This is a genomic window from Aestuariimicrobium ganziense (genome assembly GCF_015352975.1).
In the GTDB taxonomy this organism is placed as follows: Bacteria; Actinomycetota; Actinomycetes; order Propionibacteriales; family Propionibacteriaceae; genus Aestuariimicrobium; species Aestuariimicrobium ganziense.
In genome coordinates, this window is sequence record NZ_JACYIZ010000005.1 from 223,499 (window position 1) to 238,036 (window position 14,538).

17 protein-coding genes and 1 tRNA gene are annotated in these 14,538 nt (G+C 69.2%); 6 read left to right on the forward strand and 12 right to left on the reverse strand.

Translation table 11 applies throughout. The features are described 5' to 3' along the window. Positions 1-20: 20 nt before the first annotated feature. From amrS to amrB, 3 genes are read right to left on the reverse strand one after another with little or no spacing between them, the layout of a single operon-like run. The gene (gene amrS / locus IE660_RS11295; protein ID WP_203568462.1) at positions 21-1,109 is read right to left on the reverse strand and encodes an AmmeMemoRadiSam system radical SAM enzyme; all 1,089 of its coding nucleotides are present in this window, start codon (positions 1,107-1,109) and stop codon (positions 21-23) included. Continuing rightward, a complete protein-coding gene (gene amrA, locus IE660_RS11300) occupies positions 1,106-1,663 on the reverse strand; it encodes an AmmeMemoRadiSam system protein A (RefSeq protein ID WP_203568463.1) in 558 nt (185 codons plus the stop codon). The genes amrS and amrA overlap by 4 nt, the downstream gene beginning before the upstream one ends. Further along, complete coding sequence (amrB, locus tag IE660_RS11305) at positions 1,660-2,478, reverse strand: AmmeMemoRadiSam system protein B (protein WP_203568464.1); 819 nt, start codon at positions 2,476-2,478, stop codon at positions 1,660-1,662. Before amrB ends, amrA begins: the two co-directional genes overlap by 4 nt. Positions 2,479-2,591: 113 nt before the next feature. On the opposite strand from amrB, the gene IE660_RS11310 reads away from it, so the two are divergent. Both IE660_RS11310 and IE660_RS11315 read left to right on the forward strand, forming a co-directional pair. Beyond that, on the forward strand, positions 2,592-3,008 hold the full coding sequence (locus IE660_RS11310; RefSeq protein ID WP_203568465.1) for a hypothetical protein: 417 nt from the start codon (positions 2,592-2,594) through the stop codon (positions 3,006-3,008). Between the two features lie 13 nt (positions 3,009-3,021). Further along, the gene (locus IE660_RS11315; RefSeq protein ID WP_203568466.1) at positions 3,022-3,804 is read left to right on the forward strand and encodes a DUF2786 domain-containing protein; all 783 of its coding nucleotides are present in this window, start codon (positions 3,022-3,024) and stop codon (positions 3,802-3,804) included. Between the two features lie 4 nt (positions 3,805-3,808). Here IE660_RS11315 and IE660_RS11320 read toward each other — a convergent pair whose 3' ends face one another. From IE660_RS11320 to IE660_RS11340, 5 genes are read right to left on the reverse strand one after another with little or no spacing between them, the layout of a single operon-like run. Continuing rightward, entirely contained in the window at positions 3,809-4,618 is an 810-nt protein-coding gene (locus IE660_RS11320) for a DUF1707 SHOCT-like domain-containing protein (RefSeq protein WP_203568467.1), read from the reverse strand. Between the two features lie 10 nt (positions 4,619-4,628). Continuing rightward, complete coding sequence (locus IE660_RS11325) at positions 4,629-5,096, reverse strand: aminoacyl-tRNA deacylase (protein ID WP_203568468.1); 468 nt, start codon at positions 5,094-5,096, stop codon at positions 4,629-4,631. A gap of 1 nt (position 5,097) precedes the next feature. Further along, complete coding sequence (locus IE660_RS11330) at positions 5,098-6,033, reverse strand: ribose-phosphate diphosphokinase (RefSeq protein WP_207731079.1); 936 nt, start codon at positions 6,031-6,033, stop codon at positions 5,098-5,100. A 32-nt stretch (positions 6,034-6,065) separates the two neighbouring features. Further along, positions 6,066-7,619, reverse strand: coding sequence for a bifunctional UDP-N-acetylglucosamine diphosphorylase/glucosamine-1-phosphate N-acetyltransferase GlmU (glmU, locus tag IE660_RS11335; protein ID WP_203568470.1), 1,554 nt, complete (start codon positions 7,617-7,619; stop codon positions 6,066-6,068). A gap of 47 nt (positions 7,620-7,666) precedes the next feature. Continuing rightward, positions 7,667-8,473, reverse strand: coding sequence for a class I SAM-dependent methyltransferase (locus IE660_RS11340; protein WP_203568471.1), 807 nt, complete (start codon positions 8,471-8,473; stop codon positions 7,667-7,669). Positions 8,474-8,933: 460 nt separating this feature from the next. Here IE660_RS11340 and IE660_RS11345 point away from each other — a divergent pair, with 460 nt between their 5' ends. Then, positions 8,934-9,212 carry a hypothetical protein gene (locus IE660_RS11345; RefSeq protein ID WP_203568472.1) on the forward strand — a complete coding sequence of 93 codons (279 nt, stop codon included), beginning with the start codon at positions 8,934-8,936 and terminating at the stop codon, positions 9,210-9,212. Between the two features lie 18 nt (positions 9,213-9,230). On the opposite strand, the gene IE660_RS11350 is transcribed toward IE660_RS11345, so the two are convergent. Continuing rightward, positions 9,231-9,614, reverse strand: coding sequence for a nuclear transport factor 2 family protein (locus tag IE660_RS11350; protein ID WP_203568473.1), 384 nt, complete (start codon positions 9,612-9,614; stop codon positions 9,231-9,233). A gap of 59 nt (positions 9,615-9,673) precedes the next feature. On the opposite strand from IE660_RS11350, the gene IE660_RS11355 reads away from it, so the two are divergent. Then, positions 9,674-10,969: an MFS transporter gene (locus IE660_RS11355; RefSeq protein ID WP_328701937.1), complete on the forward strand. Its 1,296-nt coding sequence runs from the start codon at positions 9,674-9,676 to the stop codon at positions 10,967-10,969. On the opposite strand, the gene IE660_RS11360 is transcribed toward IE660_RS11355, so the two are convergent. Beyond that, positions 10,958-11,036: transfer RNA gene (locus tag IE660_RS11360), tRNA-Gln, on the reverse strand. The two genes, IE660_RS11355 and IE660_RS11360, sit on opposite strands and share 12 nt — an antisense overlap. Positions 11,037-11,160: 124 nt before the next feature. Here IE660_RS11360 and IE660_RS11365 point away from each other — a divergent pair. Then, positions 11,161-11,766 (forward strand): TetR/AcrR family transcriptional regulator, encoded by a 606-nt coding sequence (locus IE660_RS11365; protein ID WP_203568583.1) that lies wholly within the window; start codon positions 11,161-11,163, stop codon positions 11,764-11,766. A 12-nt stretch (positions 11,767-11,778) separates the two neighbouring features. On the opposite strand, the gene IE660_RS11370 is transcribed toward IE660_RS11365, so the two are convergent. Next, positions 11,779-12,543, reverse strand: a complete 765-nt coding sequence (locus IE660_RS11370; protein ID WP_203568475.1) for an SDR family oxidoreductase — start codon at positions 12,541-12,543, stop codon at positions 11,779-11,781. A gap of 133 nt (positions 12,544-12,676) precedes the next feature. On the opposite strand from IE660_RS11370, the gene IE660_RS11375 reads away from it, so the two are divergent. After that, entirely contained in the window at positions 12,677-14,038 is a 1,362-nt protein-coding gene (locus tag IE660_RS11375; RefSeq protein WP_203568476.1) for a 13E12 repeat family protein, read from the forward strand. Here the strand turns inward: IE660_RS11375 and IE660_RS11380 are convergent. Continuing rightward, the gene (locus tag IE660_RS11380) at positions 14,014-14,523 is read right to left on the reverse strand and encodes a MarR family winged helix-turn-helix transcriptional regulator (RefSeq protein WP_203568477.1); all 510 of its coding nucleotides are present in this window, start codon (positions 14,521-14,523) and stop codon (positions 14,014-14,016) included. The genes IE660_RS11375 and IE660_RS11380 overlap by 25 nt on opposite strands. Positions 14,524-14,538 lie beyond the last annotated feature (15 nt).

Sequence of the window (14,538 nt, forward strand, 5' to 3'; positions counted from 1 at the left end):
GGGCGGGCGGTACACCAAGGCTAGGTCGGCTGCACCCCACGGTTGAGGAAGCGTGAAAGCCTCACACCCCTGCGGGTGGTCGCCTCACCTGCATCGGCCCATCGACCTGGAATGGCGGCGTTGCACTCCGGGCAGCGGCCGTCGAGCCCGAGACGGTATGACCTGATGTCGTAGCCGTCGCGTTGCACCAGCACCGTCTGGCAGGACGAACAGCGGGTGACCTGGCCGGCCGGGTGGTACCGGTTGCCCGTGTAGACGTGATGCAGACCCTCCTCCAGCGCGATCTCGCGGGCCCGGACCAGGGTGGCGGTGGGAGTGGCGGGCACGTCGCGCATCCGCCAGTCGGGGTGGAAGCCGGAGAAGTGGTGGGGAACGTCCGGACCGAGTTCGCGCACCACCCAGCGGCACATCCGGCGAAGCTCGTCGCCGGAGTCGTTGTGGCCGGGAATCAGCAGCGTGGTGATCTCGAGCCAGGTGTCGGTCTCGTGCTTGACGTGGACGAGTGTCTCGAGCACCGGGGCGAGCCTGGCTCCGGTGATCCGCTGGTAGAAGTCGTCGTCGAAGCTCTTCAGGTCGATGTTGGTGGCGTCCATCACAGCGAAGAAGTCGCGGCGGGCCTCGGGCGAGATGTAGCCGGCGGTGACCGCCACGGTGCGCACCCCGACCTCGTGGCAGGCCCCAGCAACGTCGATGGCGTACTCGGCGAAGATCACCGGGTCGTTGTAGGTGACCGCAACCGAGGCGCAGCCGTGGGCGAGGGCGGCACTGGCGATCTCGGCAGGAGTGGCCTCCTGCTGCAGCCGGTCGTCAGCGCGCGACTTCGAGATGTCCCAGTTCTGGCAGAACTTGCAGCCCAAGTTGCAGCCGGCGGTGCCGAACGAGAGCACGGTGCTGCCGGGCAGGAAGTGGTTGAGCGGCTTCTTCTCGATCGGGTCGATCGCGAAGCCGGACGATCGTCCCCAGGTGGTGAGCACGAGTTGGTCGTCCTCGCGGGCCCGGACGAAGCAGAACCCGCGCTGCCCATCCCGCAGCCGGCACTCCCGCGGGCACAGGTCGCACTGCACCCGGCCGTCGTCAAGGGTGTGCCAGTACCGCGCCGGGTGGCTCATGGGAGCGCCTCCTCGAACTCGGTAACGGTGTAGCGCTGCAACCGCACACCCTCGTCCCACCAGTCGTCGGCGAACCCGGCCTTGCGTTTGAGGTGGGCCAGGAACAGTTCCGGCTGCGGCAGTTGGTCCCAGACCTGGGGCAGGAAGGTGGCCCGGCGCTTCCCGTGCGCGATCACCAGCCCGTCGACTCCGGGACGTAGTTTCGCCAGCAGGTCGTCCTCGCTGGTCACCTCGAAGAGCTCCAGCGGCGACAGCACGCTGACCTCGACGTGCAGGCCGGGCAGTTCTTCGGGCTTGACCGGCGGGAAGCGGGGGTCGTGCACGGCGGCGGCGACCGCATTCGCGGCGACGTCGTCGACCAGTCGGCGGTGGGGGCGCAGGCTGCCGATGCAGCCCCGTAGCCGACCGTCGGCGGTCAGCGTGACGAAGCTGGCGGCCTCGTCCTCGAGCCAGGCATGAGTCGGGGCGGACGACGAGCGCTTGGCCAGTTGGTCGTCGATCGAGGTGCGGGCCCAGCCGGTGAGCACCGGTCCGGCGCCCGGGGGCAGGGTCATGACCGCCCACCTCCGTCGAAGGCGACTGCGGCGTAGCCGACCACGCGTTGCCGGTCACCTATGGTGTCGGACGAGTTGGCCGAGGCCAGCACCCTGGCCGACCAGCCACGGGCACGGGCAGCCACGAGCAGGCCGTTGACGGCCCGGGCGCCGCAGGCCTGCTCGGGAGCCAGCGGTCCGGCCAGGTCGACCACCTGGGTGAGGGTGGCCTCGTCGACGCGCCTGGCCTGCTCGTCGGGCAGGTAGTGCGACAGGTCGCTCGAGGCGAGGACAAGGGTGGCGGGGTCGTTCTCGAGGGCGACATCGATGACCTGGCCGACCAGGTCGGGGCTGGCCACGCCGCAGCAGACCGGCAGCACCGGTAGCTGCGGGGCGACCACCTGCAGGAACGGCAGTTGCACCTCGAGCGCGTGCTCGTCCAGGTGCACGTCAGGACGTTCCTCGACCTCGTCCAGGGCGGCCAGTCGAGCAGCCAGGGCGGTGTCGAGCGCACTGTCGCCCAGTGGGGTGTGCCACACGTCGGTGCCGGGCAGTGCCACGCCGCGGGAGGCCACCCGGTGGGTGGGGCCGAGCAGCAGCACCCTCCTCCAGGCGTCGGGGGAGGCACGGATCGCGGAGTACACGTGCGCGGCGACGTGGCCGGAGTAGACGTACCCGGCGTGCGGGACGATGAACGCCCTTGGCGGAGGCCCCTCCGACGCAGGCGGTGCGGCGCGCAGCAGCTCGTCCACCTCGGCGCGCAGTCGTGCCGCCTCGCGCGGATAGAACATGCCGGCGACCGCAGGTTCACGTGTTCGACGTCCCTCAGGGGTCATCGCTGCCCTCCTGTGGCCAGCCTACGTCGCGCCGATAGCCTGTTCGTCGGGGAGGCGAGATGGACGATCCAGACCGGTCCACGGTCTACCTGTGTGAAGACAGGGTGGCGGCGATGATCGCGACCGGGGCCCCGGTGCGCGCTGGTGGGAAGGTGCTGCGCCCCGAGCCCGACCACAAGTTCGCCTCGCTGGCCGAGGCCAGGGTCTTCTGCACCCTCATCTGCGCCGAGTTGGGTCTGCCCCCGGTGTCGGTGCGCCACCGCGCCGGTGAGACCCAGAGCCACTACTCCCCCGCCACCGTGACCTCGCACGGACGCGAGCGGCCAGCCGAGATCGCCCTGGCGTCGTGGGGCAACTCCAAGCTGGTGGTCGTCCACGAGCTGGCACACCACCACACCTGGACCAAGGCCGACGGCTACATCGGGCACGGACGCGTGTTCCGCGAGGCGTTCGTGGGGCTGTTGCGCCACCTCGGACTGCCTGGCCAGGCCCATGCGCTGCAGCACACCTTCGAGGTCTTCGAGCAGTGAGTTCACCCACCTGATGACTGACAAGATCGTGGCCACGATCGGCAAGTTGCTGCGCAAGGCCGAAACCACCGACTCGGTCGACGAGGCCGAGGCGCTGATGGCCAAGGCACAGGCGCTGGCGACCCGACATGCGATCGACCTGGCGGTCGCCCGGTTCGAGCACAGCGAGCGTGAGCGGCGCGAAGGCGTCGAGGAGCGGGTGGTGACGATCGGTCGTCCCCGCCAACCCCATCTGGTGCTGCGCCGACGGCTGTTCGGGGCGGTCGCCGAGGTCAACGACGTCACCGTGCTGTTGCGCGGCACCGAGGCCACGCTCTACCCGATCGGCTTCCCCAGCGACCTCGACGTGGTCGAGGCGATCTATCGCTCGCTCGAGGCGCAGATGACACGGGCCGCCGACGAGTGGATCCGGCGGTCGGGCACACCGCTGCACACCACCCAGGCGCGCACCATGTTCTACGAGGGGTTCGTGGCGCGCATCCACGCCCGCCTGGTCAAGGCCCGAGACGAGGCACTGTGGCAGGCCGACCCCGGGCCGGCCAAGAGCCTGCGCGAGCGCGTGCTGCGTCCACGTGGCGACGAACTGTCGTCCACAGCGCTCGCCCTGCGCGCCAAGCGGCAAGAGGTGGACGACTTCATCCGCACGAGTTATCCCCGGCTGGCCACCCGGACGACCCGGGCCCGCGTCGCTGGCGGCCACGCCGGTCGTCGTGCCCACGAGGCCGGACGAACCGCGGCCGACCGCGCCCGGATCAGCGGCCAGAGGGCACTGCCGCGCGACCAGGCAGACGGCTGAGGCCTCAGCGCTGCTTGTCGACCTTGAGCACCCGAGTCCCGTCACCGCTGAACTGGATGGTGCCGTCCGGGTAGGTGAAGGTTGCCACCGCACCACCGCGTCCATCGGGAAGGAAGGTGATCTTCGTGGCTTGCCCCTCGAACACCTGCATGGCGCGCTCGTGCATCATCCAGAGCTGGTCGAAGTGGACGCTGTCGATCATGAAGCTCGGAGCCTGCTTGCGCGCGGAAGGCGAACCGATCACGACCAGCCCGTTGACCGTCTCGAACGTCGAGGCCACCTCGGGCTGCCCCTCGGCGTGAGCGACGCCCTTGATCCCGGAGGCAGTCACCGTCATCTCGATGATCCAGGTGAGGCCCTGTTGGGTGAGCTCGGCGATCACCGGCTCGACGTTGAGGGTCTCGAGCGGGTTCTCGTGGGGGTCGACGGGCGGGTAGCCGGGGTCGGCGATCTCCGTGGCGGGTCCGCCGGAGGAGTCGCTGCGCACGTTCATGCCCATGATGCCCACGCCACCGACGACAGCGATTCCGGCAGCGACCGCCAGCAGGTCTCGACGGTTGACCCCCTGCGAGACCGGCACTTGCGGTGGCCGGATCTGCACCGGCGCCCGGTTCGGCGTGCCGGTGAACTTCACCCGCGGTTGGGGCAGCCCGTCAAAGCTGCGGAGCATCTCGTTGTGGGTGACCGACCTGAGCACGAGGTCGCGCCGACGGTTGAGCTCGTCGTCGTCCAACCGGCCCTCGGCATAGGCCTTTGAGAGCAGGTCGAGGTACTGGTCGCGCTCCTCGAAGGACGCCCTCAGGTCTCCGCTCACCACTCCAGTATCACTCGGTGGAGTCCGTGACGTCGGCGACCTGCGCGGCCAGCGCGGCGATCACCTCGTCCGCGTCGACCGTGGCGGCCACGCCGTGGGCACCGGCACCGAGTGAGACCCGTCGTCCGACCATGGTCAGGTCGGCGACCACCGGCCAGGCGGTGGTCGAGCCGAACGGTGTGATCGTGCCGCGCTCGTAGCCGGTGGCCTCCTTGGCGGTGGCGGCGTCGGGCATCGACAGACGGTTCACCCCCAGCAGGGCGCGCAGCTTGGGCCAGCTGATCTCGCGGTCACCGGGCACGAGGACGAACAGGAAGTCGCCCTCGCCGCGGCGCAACACCAGCGTCTTGACGATGTCGCGGGGCTCGACCCCTCGGGCAGCGGCAGCCTCGGCCAACGAGCCGACCCGGCCGTGCCGGGTGAGGACGAACTCGACTCCCGCCGCCTCGAGACCGGCGACGACGCGCTGTTCGCTCACCTCAGCCCTTGCCGTCGAACAGGCTGGTCACCGAGCCGTCCTCGAACACCTCGTGGATCGCCTTGGCGATCAGCGGCGCGATCGAGATCACGGTCAGCTTGGGGATGTCGGCGGTCACCGGCAGCGTGTTGGTGACGATCACCTCTTCGAACACCGACTCGTTGAGCCGCTGGGCAGCAGGCCCCGACAGCACCGGGTGGGTTGCAGCGGCGATCACTCGCTTGGCGCCACGCTCGAGCAGCGCCTCGGCGGCCTGGCAGATGGTGCCCGCGGTGTCGATCATGTCGTCGACCAGCAGGCAGGTGTGGCCCTCGACCTCACCGACCACCTCGCGCACGGCGACGGTGTTGGCCTTGTCGGGGTCACGCCGCTTGTGCACGATCGCCAGCGGGCAGTCGAGCTTGTCGGTCCACATGTCGGCCAGTCGGACTCGTCCCGCGTCGGGTGAGACGACGGTGATCTCGTCCTCGCCGTACTTCTCGACGACGTAGTCGGCCAGCGCGGGCAGCGCCCACAGGTGGTCGACCGGGCCGTTGAAGAAGCCCTGGATCTGGGCGGCGTGCAGGTCGACCGACATGATCCGGTCGGCACCGGCTGCCCGGAACAGGTCGGCCATCAGCCGTGCCGAGATCGGCTCGCGGCCCAGGTGCTTCTTGTCCTGGCGGCCGTAAGGATAGAACGGGGCGACCACGGTGATCCGCTTGGCCGAGGCGCGCTTGAGCGCGTCGACCATGATCAACTGCTCCATCATCCACTCGTTGACCGGGGCGCAGTGGCTCTGGATGACGAAGGCGTCCGACCCACGCACCGACTCCTCGAAGCGCACGTAGATCTCGGAGTTGGCATAGGTGATCGCCCGGGTCGGGGTCAGCTCGACACCGGTCAGTTCGGCGATCTCCTCGGCGAGTTCGGGGTAGGCGCGGCCCGAGAACAGCATCAAGTGCTTGTCGTTGGGACGCTTGACCCCGCTCACTGGGCACCCTCCTGGGCCTGCTGGGTGTTGAGGGCCTGCTGGTTCTTCTCGGCTGCCTTGGCGCGCGACTCGGTGACCTTGGGGTGCACCTGGCCGTCGCTGGCCTTGGCGGCCTCGTCCCACTTCGAACCGGGACGACGCTTGCCGATCCAACCCTCGCTGGCGTGCTGTCGTCCACGCGCGACGGCGAGATTGCCCGCCCCGACGTCGTCGGTGACGGTCGAGCCGGCGGCGACGAAGGCACCGGCGCCGATGTCGACCGGGGCGACCAGCACCGAGTTCGAGCCGACGAAGGCGTTGGCGCCGACGTGGGTGGTCGACTTGTTGAGCCCGTCGTAGTTGGCGAAGATCGTGCCCGCACCGATGTTGGCACCGGCGTCGATCACCGCATCGCCCGCGTAGGCCAGGTGGGGCACCTTGGCCCCGTCGCCGATGACGGCGTTCTTGGTCTCGACGAAGGCGCCGATCTTGCCCTTGGCGCCGAGCTGGGTGCCCGGGCGCAGGTAGCTGAAAGGACCGACGTCGGCACCGGCACCGATCACGGCGAGGGTGCCGTGGGTGCGGATCACCGTGGCGCCCTCGCCCACCTCGACGTCGACCAGGGTGGTGTCCGGTCCGATGGTGGCGCCGGTGGCCACCGAGGTGGCGCCCTCGAGCGTGGTGTTGGGCAGGATCGTCACGTCCTGGGCCAGGTCGACCGAGGCGTGGATCCAGGTGGTGGCCGGGTCGACCACGGTGACGCCGGCGCGCATCCAGCCCTCGACGATCCGGTTGTTCATCTCGCGGTTCATCCGGGCCAGTTGCACACGATCGTTGACGCCCTCGGTCTGCCACACGTCGTCGATGATCTTGGCGGTCACCAGTTCGCCCCGCTGGTTGGCGATGGTGATCACGTCGGTGAGGTAGAGCTCGCCCTGGGCGTTGTCGGTGGTCAGGTTGCCCAGGCCGTGGCGCAGGGTGTCGGCGTCGAAGACGTAGATGCCGGAGTTGATCTCGGTGATCGAGGCCTCGTCGTCGCTGCAGTCCTTCTGCTCGACGATCCTGGCCACCCGCTCACCGTCACGGACGATGCGTCCGTAGCCGTACGGGTCGTCCACGTGGGCGGTGAGCACGGTCGCCTTGGCGCCGGCCGCCCGGTGGGCCTCGACCAGCTCGACCAGGGTTTCGCCGGTGAGCATCGGCACGTCGCCGTAGGTGACGACCACCTCGCCGTCGAGCTCACCGAGGTCGGCCAGCCCGCATTGCACGGCGTGGCCGGTGCCGTTCTGCTGGTCCTGCACGGCGGTCGACACGTGCGGGGCGATGTCGTCGAGGTGGGCCAGCACCTGCTCGCGCTCGTGGCCGACGACGACCACGAGCCGCTGGGGCTGCAGTGCCTGGGCTGCGCTGACGGCGTAGCTGAGCATCGAGTGCCCGGCCACCTTGTGCAGCAGCTTCGAGGTGGACGACTTCATCCTGGTGCCGCCCCCGGCGGCGAGGACGACGACGGCCGCGACCGAACGGGAACTCTGCTCCGGGTCGGTCTGGGTGGTGGACGGGTCGGAAGTCATCAACACGCTCCTGCCTGGGAGGGAACTCGGCCTCACCCTATCGGCAGTCACCGGCGCCAGATGTCGACCACGACGTCACTCATCCGCTCACTGAAGGTCCCGGTCGGGCTGGCGTCAGCCAGCAGGGCGCGGATGCCAGTCTCGACCTCGGCCTGGTGCTCGCCGAGTCTCCCGGGCGAGGCCCACGACAGCGAGAGCACCGACGAGATCACCTCGTCGGTGGTGCGCTCGACCACCTCACCGGTGACGGTGAAGCGCTCCGGCCCGTGGAAGCCAGCAGCAGCGTAGATCGGGCTCTCGATGGCACCGACCTGGTCGGGTGGGGTCGGCCCACCTGACGCGGGGATGTCGACGAACTGCCCGACCAGGTCGCGGATCGCGTCCCGCGGGGGCGTCGGATGGGGCAGGTCCCAAGGGTCGCCGACACCTTCGTGGGTGGTGGCGTGCACGTGGACGAGGGCTCCCCCGCCGCGCAGCCGTCTGTGCGCCAACTCGGCCACGACCGGGCGATGCATCCAGTGGAACGACTGCGCCAACGTCACCAGGTCGAACTCACCCAGGTCGGCGGGCAGGTCCTCGGCGCGACACCGCAGCCATGTGACGTTGCCGATCCCGGCGAGGGCAGCCTGGTGGGCGGCCACCGCGAGCATGCCGCCATCGACGTCGACACCGACCGCTCGTCCGACCAACCGGGCAAGTGGCAGGGTGAGGGAACCCGGTCCGCACCCCAGGTCGAGCAGCCGGCGGGTGCCGTTGAGCCCGAGCCGGCCGGCCAGTTCGGTGAACAGCGCCGCTGGGTAGGGCACCCGGCCCCGCACGTAGTGCGGAGCCGCGCCTCGGTAGGGGCTCGACATGTCGGCCATGGTAGGCATCGGGCCACCGACAGGTCCAGCGTCGTCGGTGTGACCCACGTGATCGAGGTGCCGGCTCCGGCCAGCCCAGGGGACGACCTGGGACCTGCGCTGCGTGAGGCACTGGGGCGAGCCTGCCGCACCGAGAGCCCGGTACGCGTCGTCCTGCCACCGGGTGAGCACCACCTGTACTCCCACGGCGCCCACCGTCGTGAGTTGCACCTGTCGAACACCGTCGGCGCCAACCCCGACCACCGGGTCAAGGTGATCGCCTGGGCAGCGGGCCGGGTCACCTCGACGTGCGCGTGCCCGACGGGTACAGGATCTGGTGGGACGGGGGTGTCTGCCTCGCCCCGGACGACCCGTCCGAACCACCGGCCTGGACATACTGGGCCCTCGGGAGTGAGACCAACCACTATGTGCAACGCACCGACCTGCGCACCGGACGCTGCTGGCGGGTGCCGTGGCCGGCGGCCATGTGGTGCTGGTCGAGCGGACGACCCTGCTCGACCTGCCCGACTGGACCGGTGTGGTGACCGCCGTCGACGGGCCCACGGGCACCGACCAGGAGCACGACCCGCACGTGCACCACGTCGAGTTCGACCGTGACCTGCCCTCAGGCCTGGAGCCCGACCGGTTCGTGGCCGAGAACATCACCTACTGCGCCCGGGTGAGCGTGCGCAACAACCGGATCGAGACACTGCCGACCCCAGGGGTGCTGCTCGGGGTCGCTCGTCCCTGACGACCAGGAGGTCTGACCCTACGACGCCGGGTGGTTCACCAACCGGGTGAACGCCATCGCCAGCAGCTTCCAACTCTCGTCCTGGGCGACCCAGGTCTCGGTGACCGAGAACGGGTTGGTCACCTCGTTGCCGCCCACCACTGCGGTCAGCACCACGGTCGACAGCACCAGGGCGACCTCGTCCACGACGCGCACCTCGACGCCCTCGACCACGGCCGTGGCGTAGTGGATGCCACCGGACTCGATGACGGCGAGTTCCTGCTCGGTGGTCATGGTGGCGCCCATGTGCACGAAGGCGCCCTGTTCGTGGAAGATCTCGGTCAGGGCGGCGACGTCCTTGGCCGACATCAACTCCCACTTGCGTCGGGAGAGCTCGGCGAGGTCATGTTCGCGGGTGGTCATGCCCCCGATGGTAGGCACCCGCTGGCGACTCCATGGGCTGGTCAGGGAATACTTCAAGGGTGCCCCGAGCCCGCCACCCCCTGATCCATGCCCTGACCAACCTGCGCGGGAACGGGCGGGCCTGCGTCTACACCGAGCCGATGTGGGGCCTGTCGATGGCCCTGGTGCTGCCCTATGCCTCGGTCTACATGCTGGCACTGGGGCTCGACGACAAGCAGATCGGCCTGCTGGCCTCGGTCTCGATGCTGTCGCAGATGGTGTCGGGGCTGGTCTCTGGCGCGATCACCGACAAGTTCGGACGACGGCTGACCACGGCCGTCTCTGACTTCATCGCCTTCGTCATCCCGGCGATGATCTGGGCCTTCGCCCAGAACTTCTGGTGGTTCCTGATCGCCGCCACGATCAACGGCGTGTGGCAGGTGTCGCAGAACTCGTGGGACTGCCTGCTGGTCGAGGACGTGCCGCGCAGCACGATTCCCAAGGTCTACTCACTGGTCAAGATCGCCGCTGACCTGTCGGCGCTGTTCGCCCCGATCGCCGCGCTGCTGGTGTCGCAGTTCGGGTTGGTGTTCGCGGTGCGCCTGCTCTACGTGAACGCCTCATTCGTGATGCTCGCCAAGCTGTTGCTGCTCTACCGGTTCTCGACCGAGACCAGGATGGGCCGCATCCGCAAGGAGCAGACCAAGGGGGTGTCGCTGCGCAGTGCGCTGGCCGGGTACCCGCAGGTCGTCCGGCTGATCGTCGCGTCGAAGGGCACCCTGTTCGCGCTGCTGATCTCGGCCATCTACTCGGCGGTGTGGCTGGTCAACTCCACCTTCTGGCAGGTCGTGGTCAACAAGCGCCTGGGCGTGCCGGACGCACTGCTGCCGTTCTTCCCGATGGTGCGTTCGCTGCTGTCGCTGCTGCTGTTCTTCACCGTGATCCACTGGCTGACCCACGGCTCGCGGCTGCGGTCGTCCACCATCGCCGGCCTGGTCGTCTACCTCGCCGGCCAGTTGCTGCTGGTGTCGATCCCGGCCGCGGACGAGGCCACCGGCCTCACCTACCTGATGCTGGCGGTCTGCCTGTTGCTCGACGCCTTCGGCACCGGCGTGCTGTTCATGCTGTCGGAGTCGCTGGTGGCGCTGCACGTCGACGCCACCGAGCGCTCGCGGGTGATGGCGATCCAGCGGACCTTGGTGATGCTGGTGAGCGCCCCGTTCGGCTGGATCTCAGGCTGGCTGTCGGACATGAACCGCACCTGGCCGTTCCTGCTGACCTCAACACTGCTGGTGATCGGCATCATCGCCGCCGGCCGGTTCTGGGTGACCACGCACGCCCCGACCGAGCACGAGGAGGAGTTGCTCCCCGGGTAGGAGTCGAACCTACGTCGCTTGTCCTGATTCAAAGTCAGGCGGGCCCTGCCGGCAGACCAACCGGGGAACGTCGGGTCTCCCCGACGCCACCACCATAGACGCACCCCCGACCGGGTGCACCTTAGGATGGGCCCGTGCCCGAACCCACACCTGACCAGCGACCGGCCCGCGCCCGTCGTGGTCGTGTGCGCATGACCTCGGCACAGCGACGCGAGCAGTTGATCGAGGTCTCACGCTCGCTGTTCGCCCAGTTCGGGTTCGACGCCACTTCGGTCGAGGAGATCGCGGCCACCGCCCAGGTCAGCAAGCCGGTGGTCTACGAGCACTTCGGCGGCAAGGAAGGTCTGTACGCCGTGGTCGTCGACCGCGCGTCGCGCACCTTGCTCGAGGCGATCCGCTCGGCGCTCACCGTCGAGGGCGCCTCGTCCCGCGAGCTCATCCAGCAGGGTGCGATGGCGCTGCTCGACTACATCGACGAGCAGCCCGACGGCTTCCGGATCCTGGCCCGCGACTCGTCGGTCGGCTCGTCCGGTGGTTCGTTCGCCAGCATCCTCAGCGACATCGCCGGCTCGGTCGAGGACCTGCTCGCCGAGCCGTTCGAGCGGCACGGTTTCAACTCCGAGTTCGCCGGCATGTATGCCCAGGCCCTGGTCGGACTGGTCGCGATGGCTGGCCAGTCGTGGCTCGACGTGCGCGAACCGCCCAAGGAGGTGGTCGCCGCCCACCTGGTCAACCTGGCCTGGAACGGCATGCGCAACCTCGAGATCGACCCCGAACTGGTCACCTCGCGCCAGTGAACCCCGCCTGCCTCACAGGCAGGTGTAGCCGCCGTCCACGATGAAATCGCTGCCGGTGGTGTAGCCCGACGCCTCGCTGACCATGGCCAGCACGGTCGGCATCAGTTCCTCGGCATCGCCCATCCGCTTCTGCGGGATCAGCCGGATGAAGGCGTCGTTCATCTCCGGCGGGTTCTCGGTCGACATCGGCGTGGCGATGTAGCCGGGGCTGATGCTGTTGACCCGGATACCGTGCTCGACCCACTCCATCGCCAGCGACTTGGTCAGGTGGATCACCCCGGCCTTCGAGGCGTTGTAACTGGCCTGCCACTGCGGGAAGTTGACGATCGAACCCGACATCGAGGCCATGTTGACGATGGTGCCCTTGATGCCCTGCTCGATCATGATCAGCCCGGCCGCCCGGGCGACGATGAAGATGCCGGTCAGGTTGACGTCGATCACATACCTGAAGTCGGCCGGGGTCATCTCGGCGGTCGACTGGTGCATGCAGATGCCGGCGTTGTTGAACACGATGTCGATGCGACCGTAGGTGTCCATCACGGTCTTCAGCGCCGCGTCGACCTCCTCCTCCTTGGTGACGTCGGCCCGCACCCCGAGCGCGGTGCCTCCTGCGTCCTCGATCAGCTTGACCGTGTCGTGCACGTTGTTGCGGTTGACCACGACCACGGTGGCGCCGGCCCTGGCCAGGCCCTGCGCAACCACCTGCCCGATGCCCTGTCCGCCGCCGGTGACGATCGCCACCTTGCCCTTGAGTCCGAACATCTCCTCCAGGTACATGACCACAGCCCTCCCGCTCGTGTGCGCCGTTGCAGGATCAGGCTATCGAGGTTGTCGACAGCTGCGACGGGCAACCCGGAAACTCGTCCACACCCCTTGTCGGAAGAGGTTTGACAGGAGTAGAATCGTACACATGATCGATGTTGCGTACGAGCGTCAGGTGGACGAACGCCACCGCCTGGCTGCCGCGCTGCATCAGGCCGGCCAACTCGAGCGCAGGGCCCAGGTCGACCAAGTCAGCCTGCTGCTCGACCTGTGCGACGCCCACACCTTGCCGACCGCCGGTCCCGACGGGGACGACCTCCTCGAGTACGCGGGCGAGCGCTACCTGACCGGCGGCTCGTCCGGCACTCCGAGCATCTCCGAGTACCTCTGCCTGATCGTCGGCTCCGAACTGGGCATCGCACCCGAGCAGGGCGCGCTGCGCATTCACCGCGCCCTCGACCTGCGCCACCGGATGCCGCGGCTGTGGGCCGCCGTGCAGCGCCTCGAGGTGCGGGTGTGGGAGGCCGACCGACTGACCTCACTGACCAGCCACCTCAGCCTCGACGCCGCCCTGTGGGTCGATCGTCGCCTCGAGGCCCGCTACCCCACCGCCCCGATCGGACGACTGGTCCGCCTGACCAAGGGTCTGGTCGTGCAGGCCGATCCGGCGCTGGCCCGGGAGCGTGCCCAGCAGGAGCGAGACGCTCGCTCGGTCGACGTCACCCCGTTGCCGGAGTTCGGCGTGGGCATGGTCAACGCCCGACTCGACCTGGCGGACGCCCTGCGGCTTCGCGCCACCTGTGACCGTCTCGCCGACGAACTGGCACTCGCCGGGGACGAGTCCACCCTTCCGCAGCGCCTGGCCCAGGCCCTGGGCATGCTCGCCGACCCGGCGACTGCACTCGCCGTCCTGAACGGCACCGACCTGCCCACCCACACCTCGAGCCCCGCGGCCACGGTGGTCGTCCACGTGTCCGCCGAATCCCTCGGCGAGCCCACCGACGCCGTCGCCCGGGTCGAGGGGATGGGCCCGGTACTCGTCCAGCAACTGGGCGACCTGCTTCGCCACCACGCGAAGGTGCGGCTGCAGCCGGTCATCGACGTCGCAGGCATGGCCCCGGTCGAGGCCTACGAGGTGCCCGACCGGATGCGCGAGGCGATCGTCCACCGCAACCCGGTCGACGCCTTCCCCTATGGACGACGCAGCGCCCGCTCGTGCGACCTCGACCACACGGTCCCCTACCAGCACTCCTCGGGAGCACCACCGGGCCAGACCCGACCGGGCAACCTCGCTCCCCTGGCCCGACGAGCACACCGTGGCAAGACCAACGCGGGCTGGCTGGTGCACCAACCTGTCCCCGGCATCCTGCTGTGGACCTCACCGGTCGGCACCGAGTTCCTCACCGGACCGTTCGGCACGGTCAGGCTGCCCCGATCCCTGCCACCGGCCGAACCGTCGTCCAGCCCGGTCGAGAAGCGCTTGCGTCAGGCGCTGGCGTCCGTGGCCTGACGCTGCAACAGGGCGCGCAGGTCGTCGGCCAGGCGCTGGCGTGTTTCCTCCGGCAGGCCTTCGAGCAGGGCCTCCTCGGCGGCCAGCAGGCTGACCAGGGCGGCGTCCACGGACTGGCGACCGGTGCCGGTGAGCTGCACGAGCACGCCGCGCCCGTCGTCGGGGTCGCTGCTGCGCTCGACCAGGCCACGCTCGGCCAGGCGTGACACCCGGTTGGTCATCGTGCCCGAGGTGACGTGGGTCTCGCGCACCAGTTGCCCGGCGCTGAGCCGATAGGGCTCACCGGCCCGTCGCAGCGCTGCCAGCACGTCGAACTCCCAGACCTCGAGGTCGTGTTCGGCGTAGGCCTGTCTGCGCGCGGAGTCCAAGTACTGCTCGAGTCGCTTCACCCGCGACCAGATGCCCATCGGGTCGAGGACGAGGTCGGGGCGTTCGCGTCCCCAGGCGGCCACCAGGCCGTCGACCTCATCGGTGTCGTCGTGCATGGGCCCAGTGTGGCA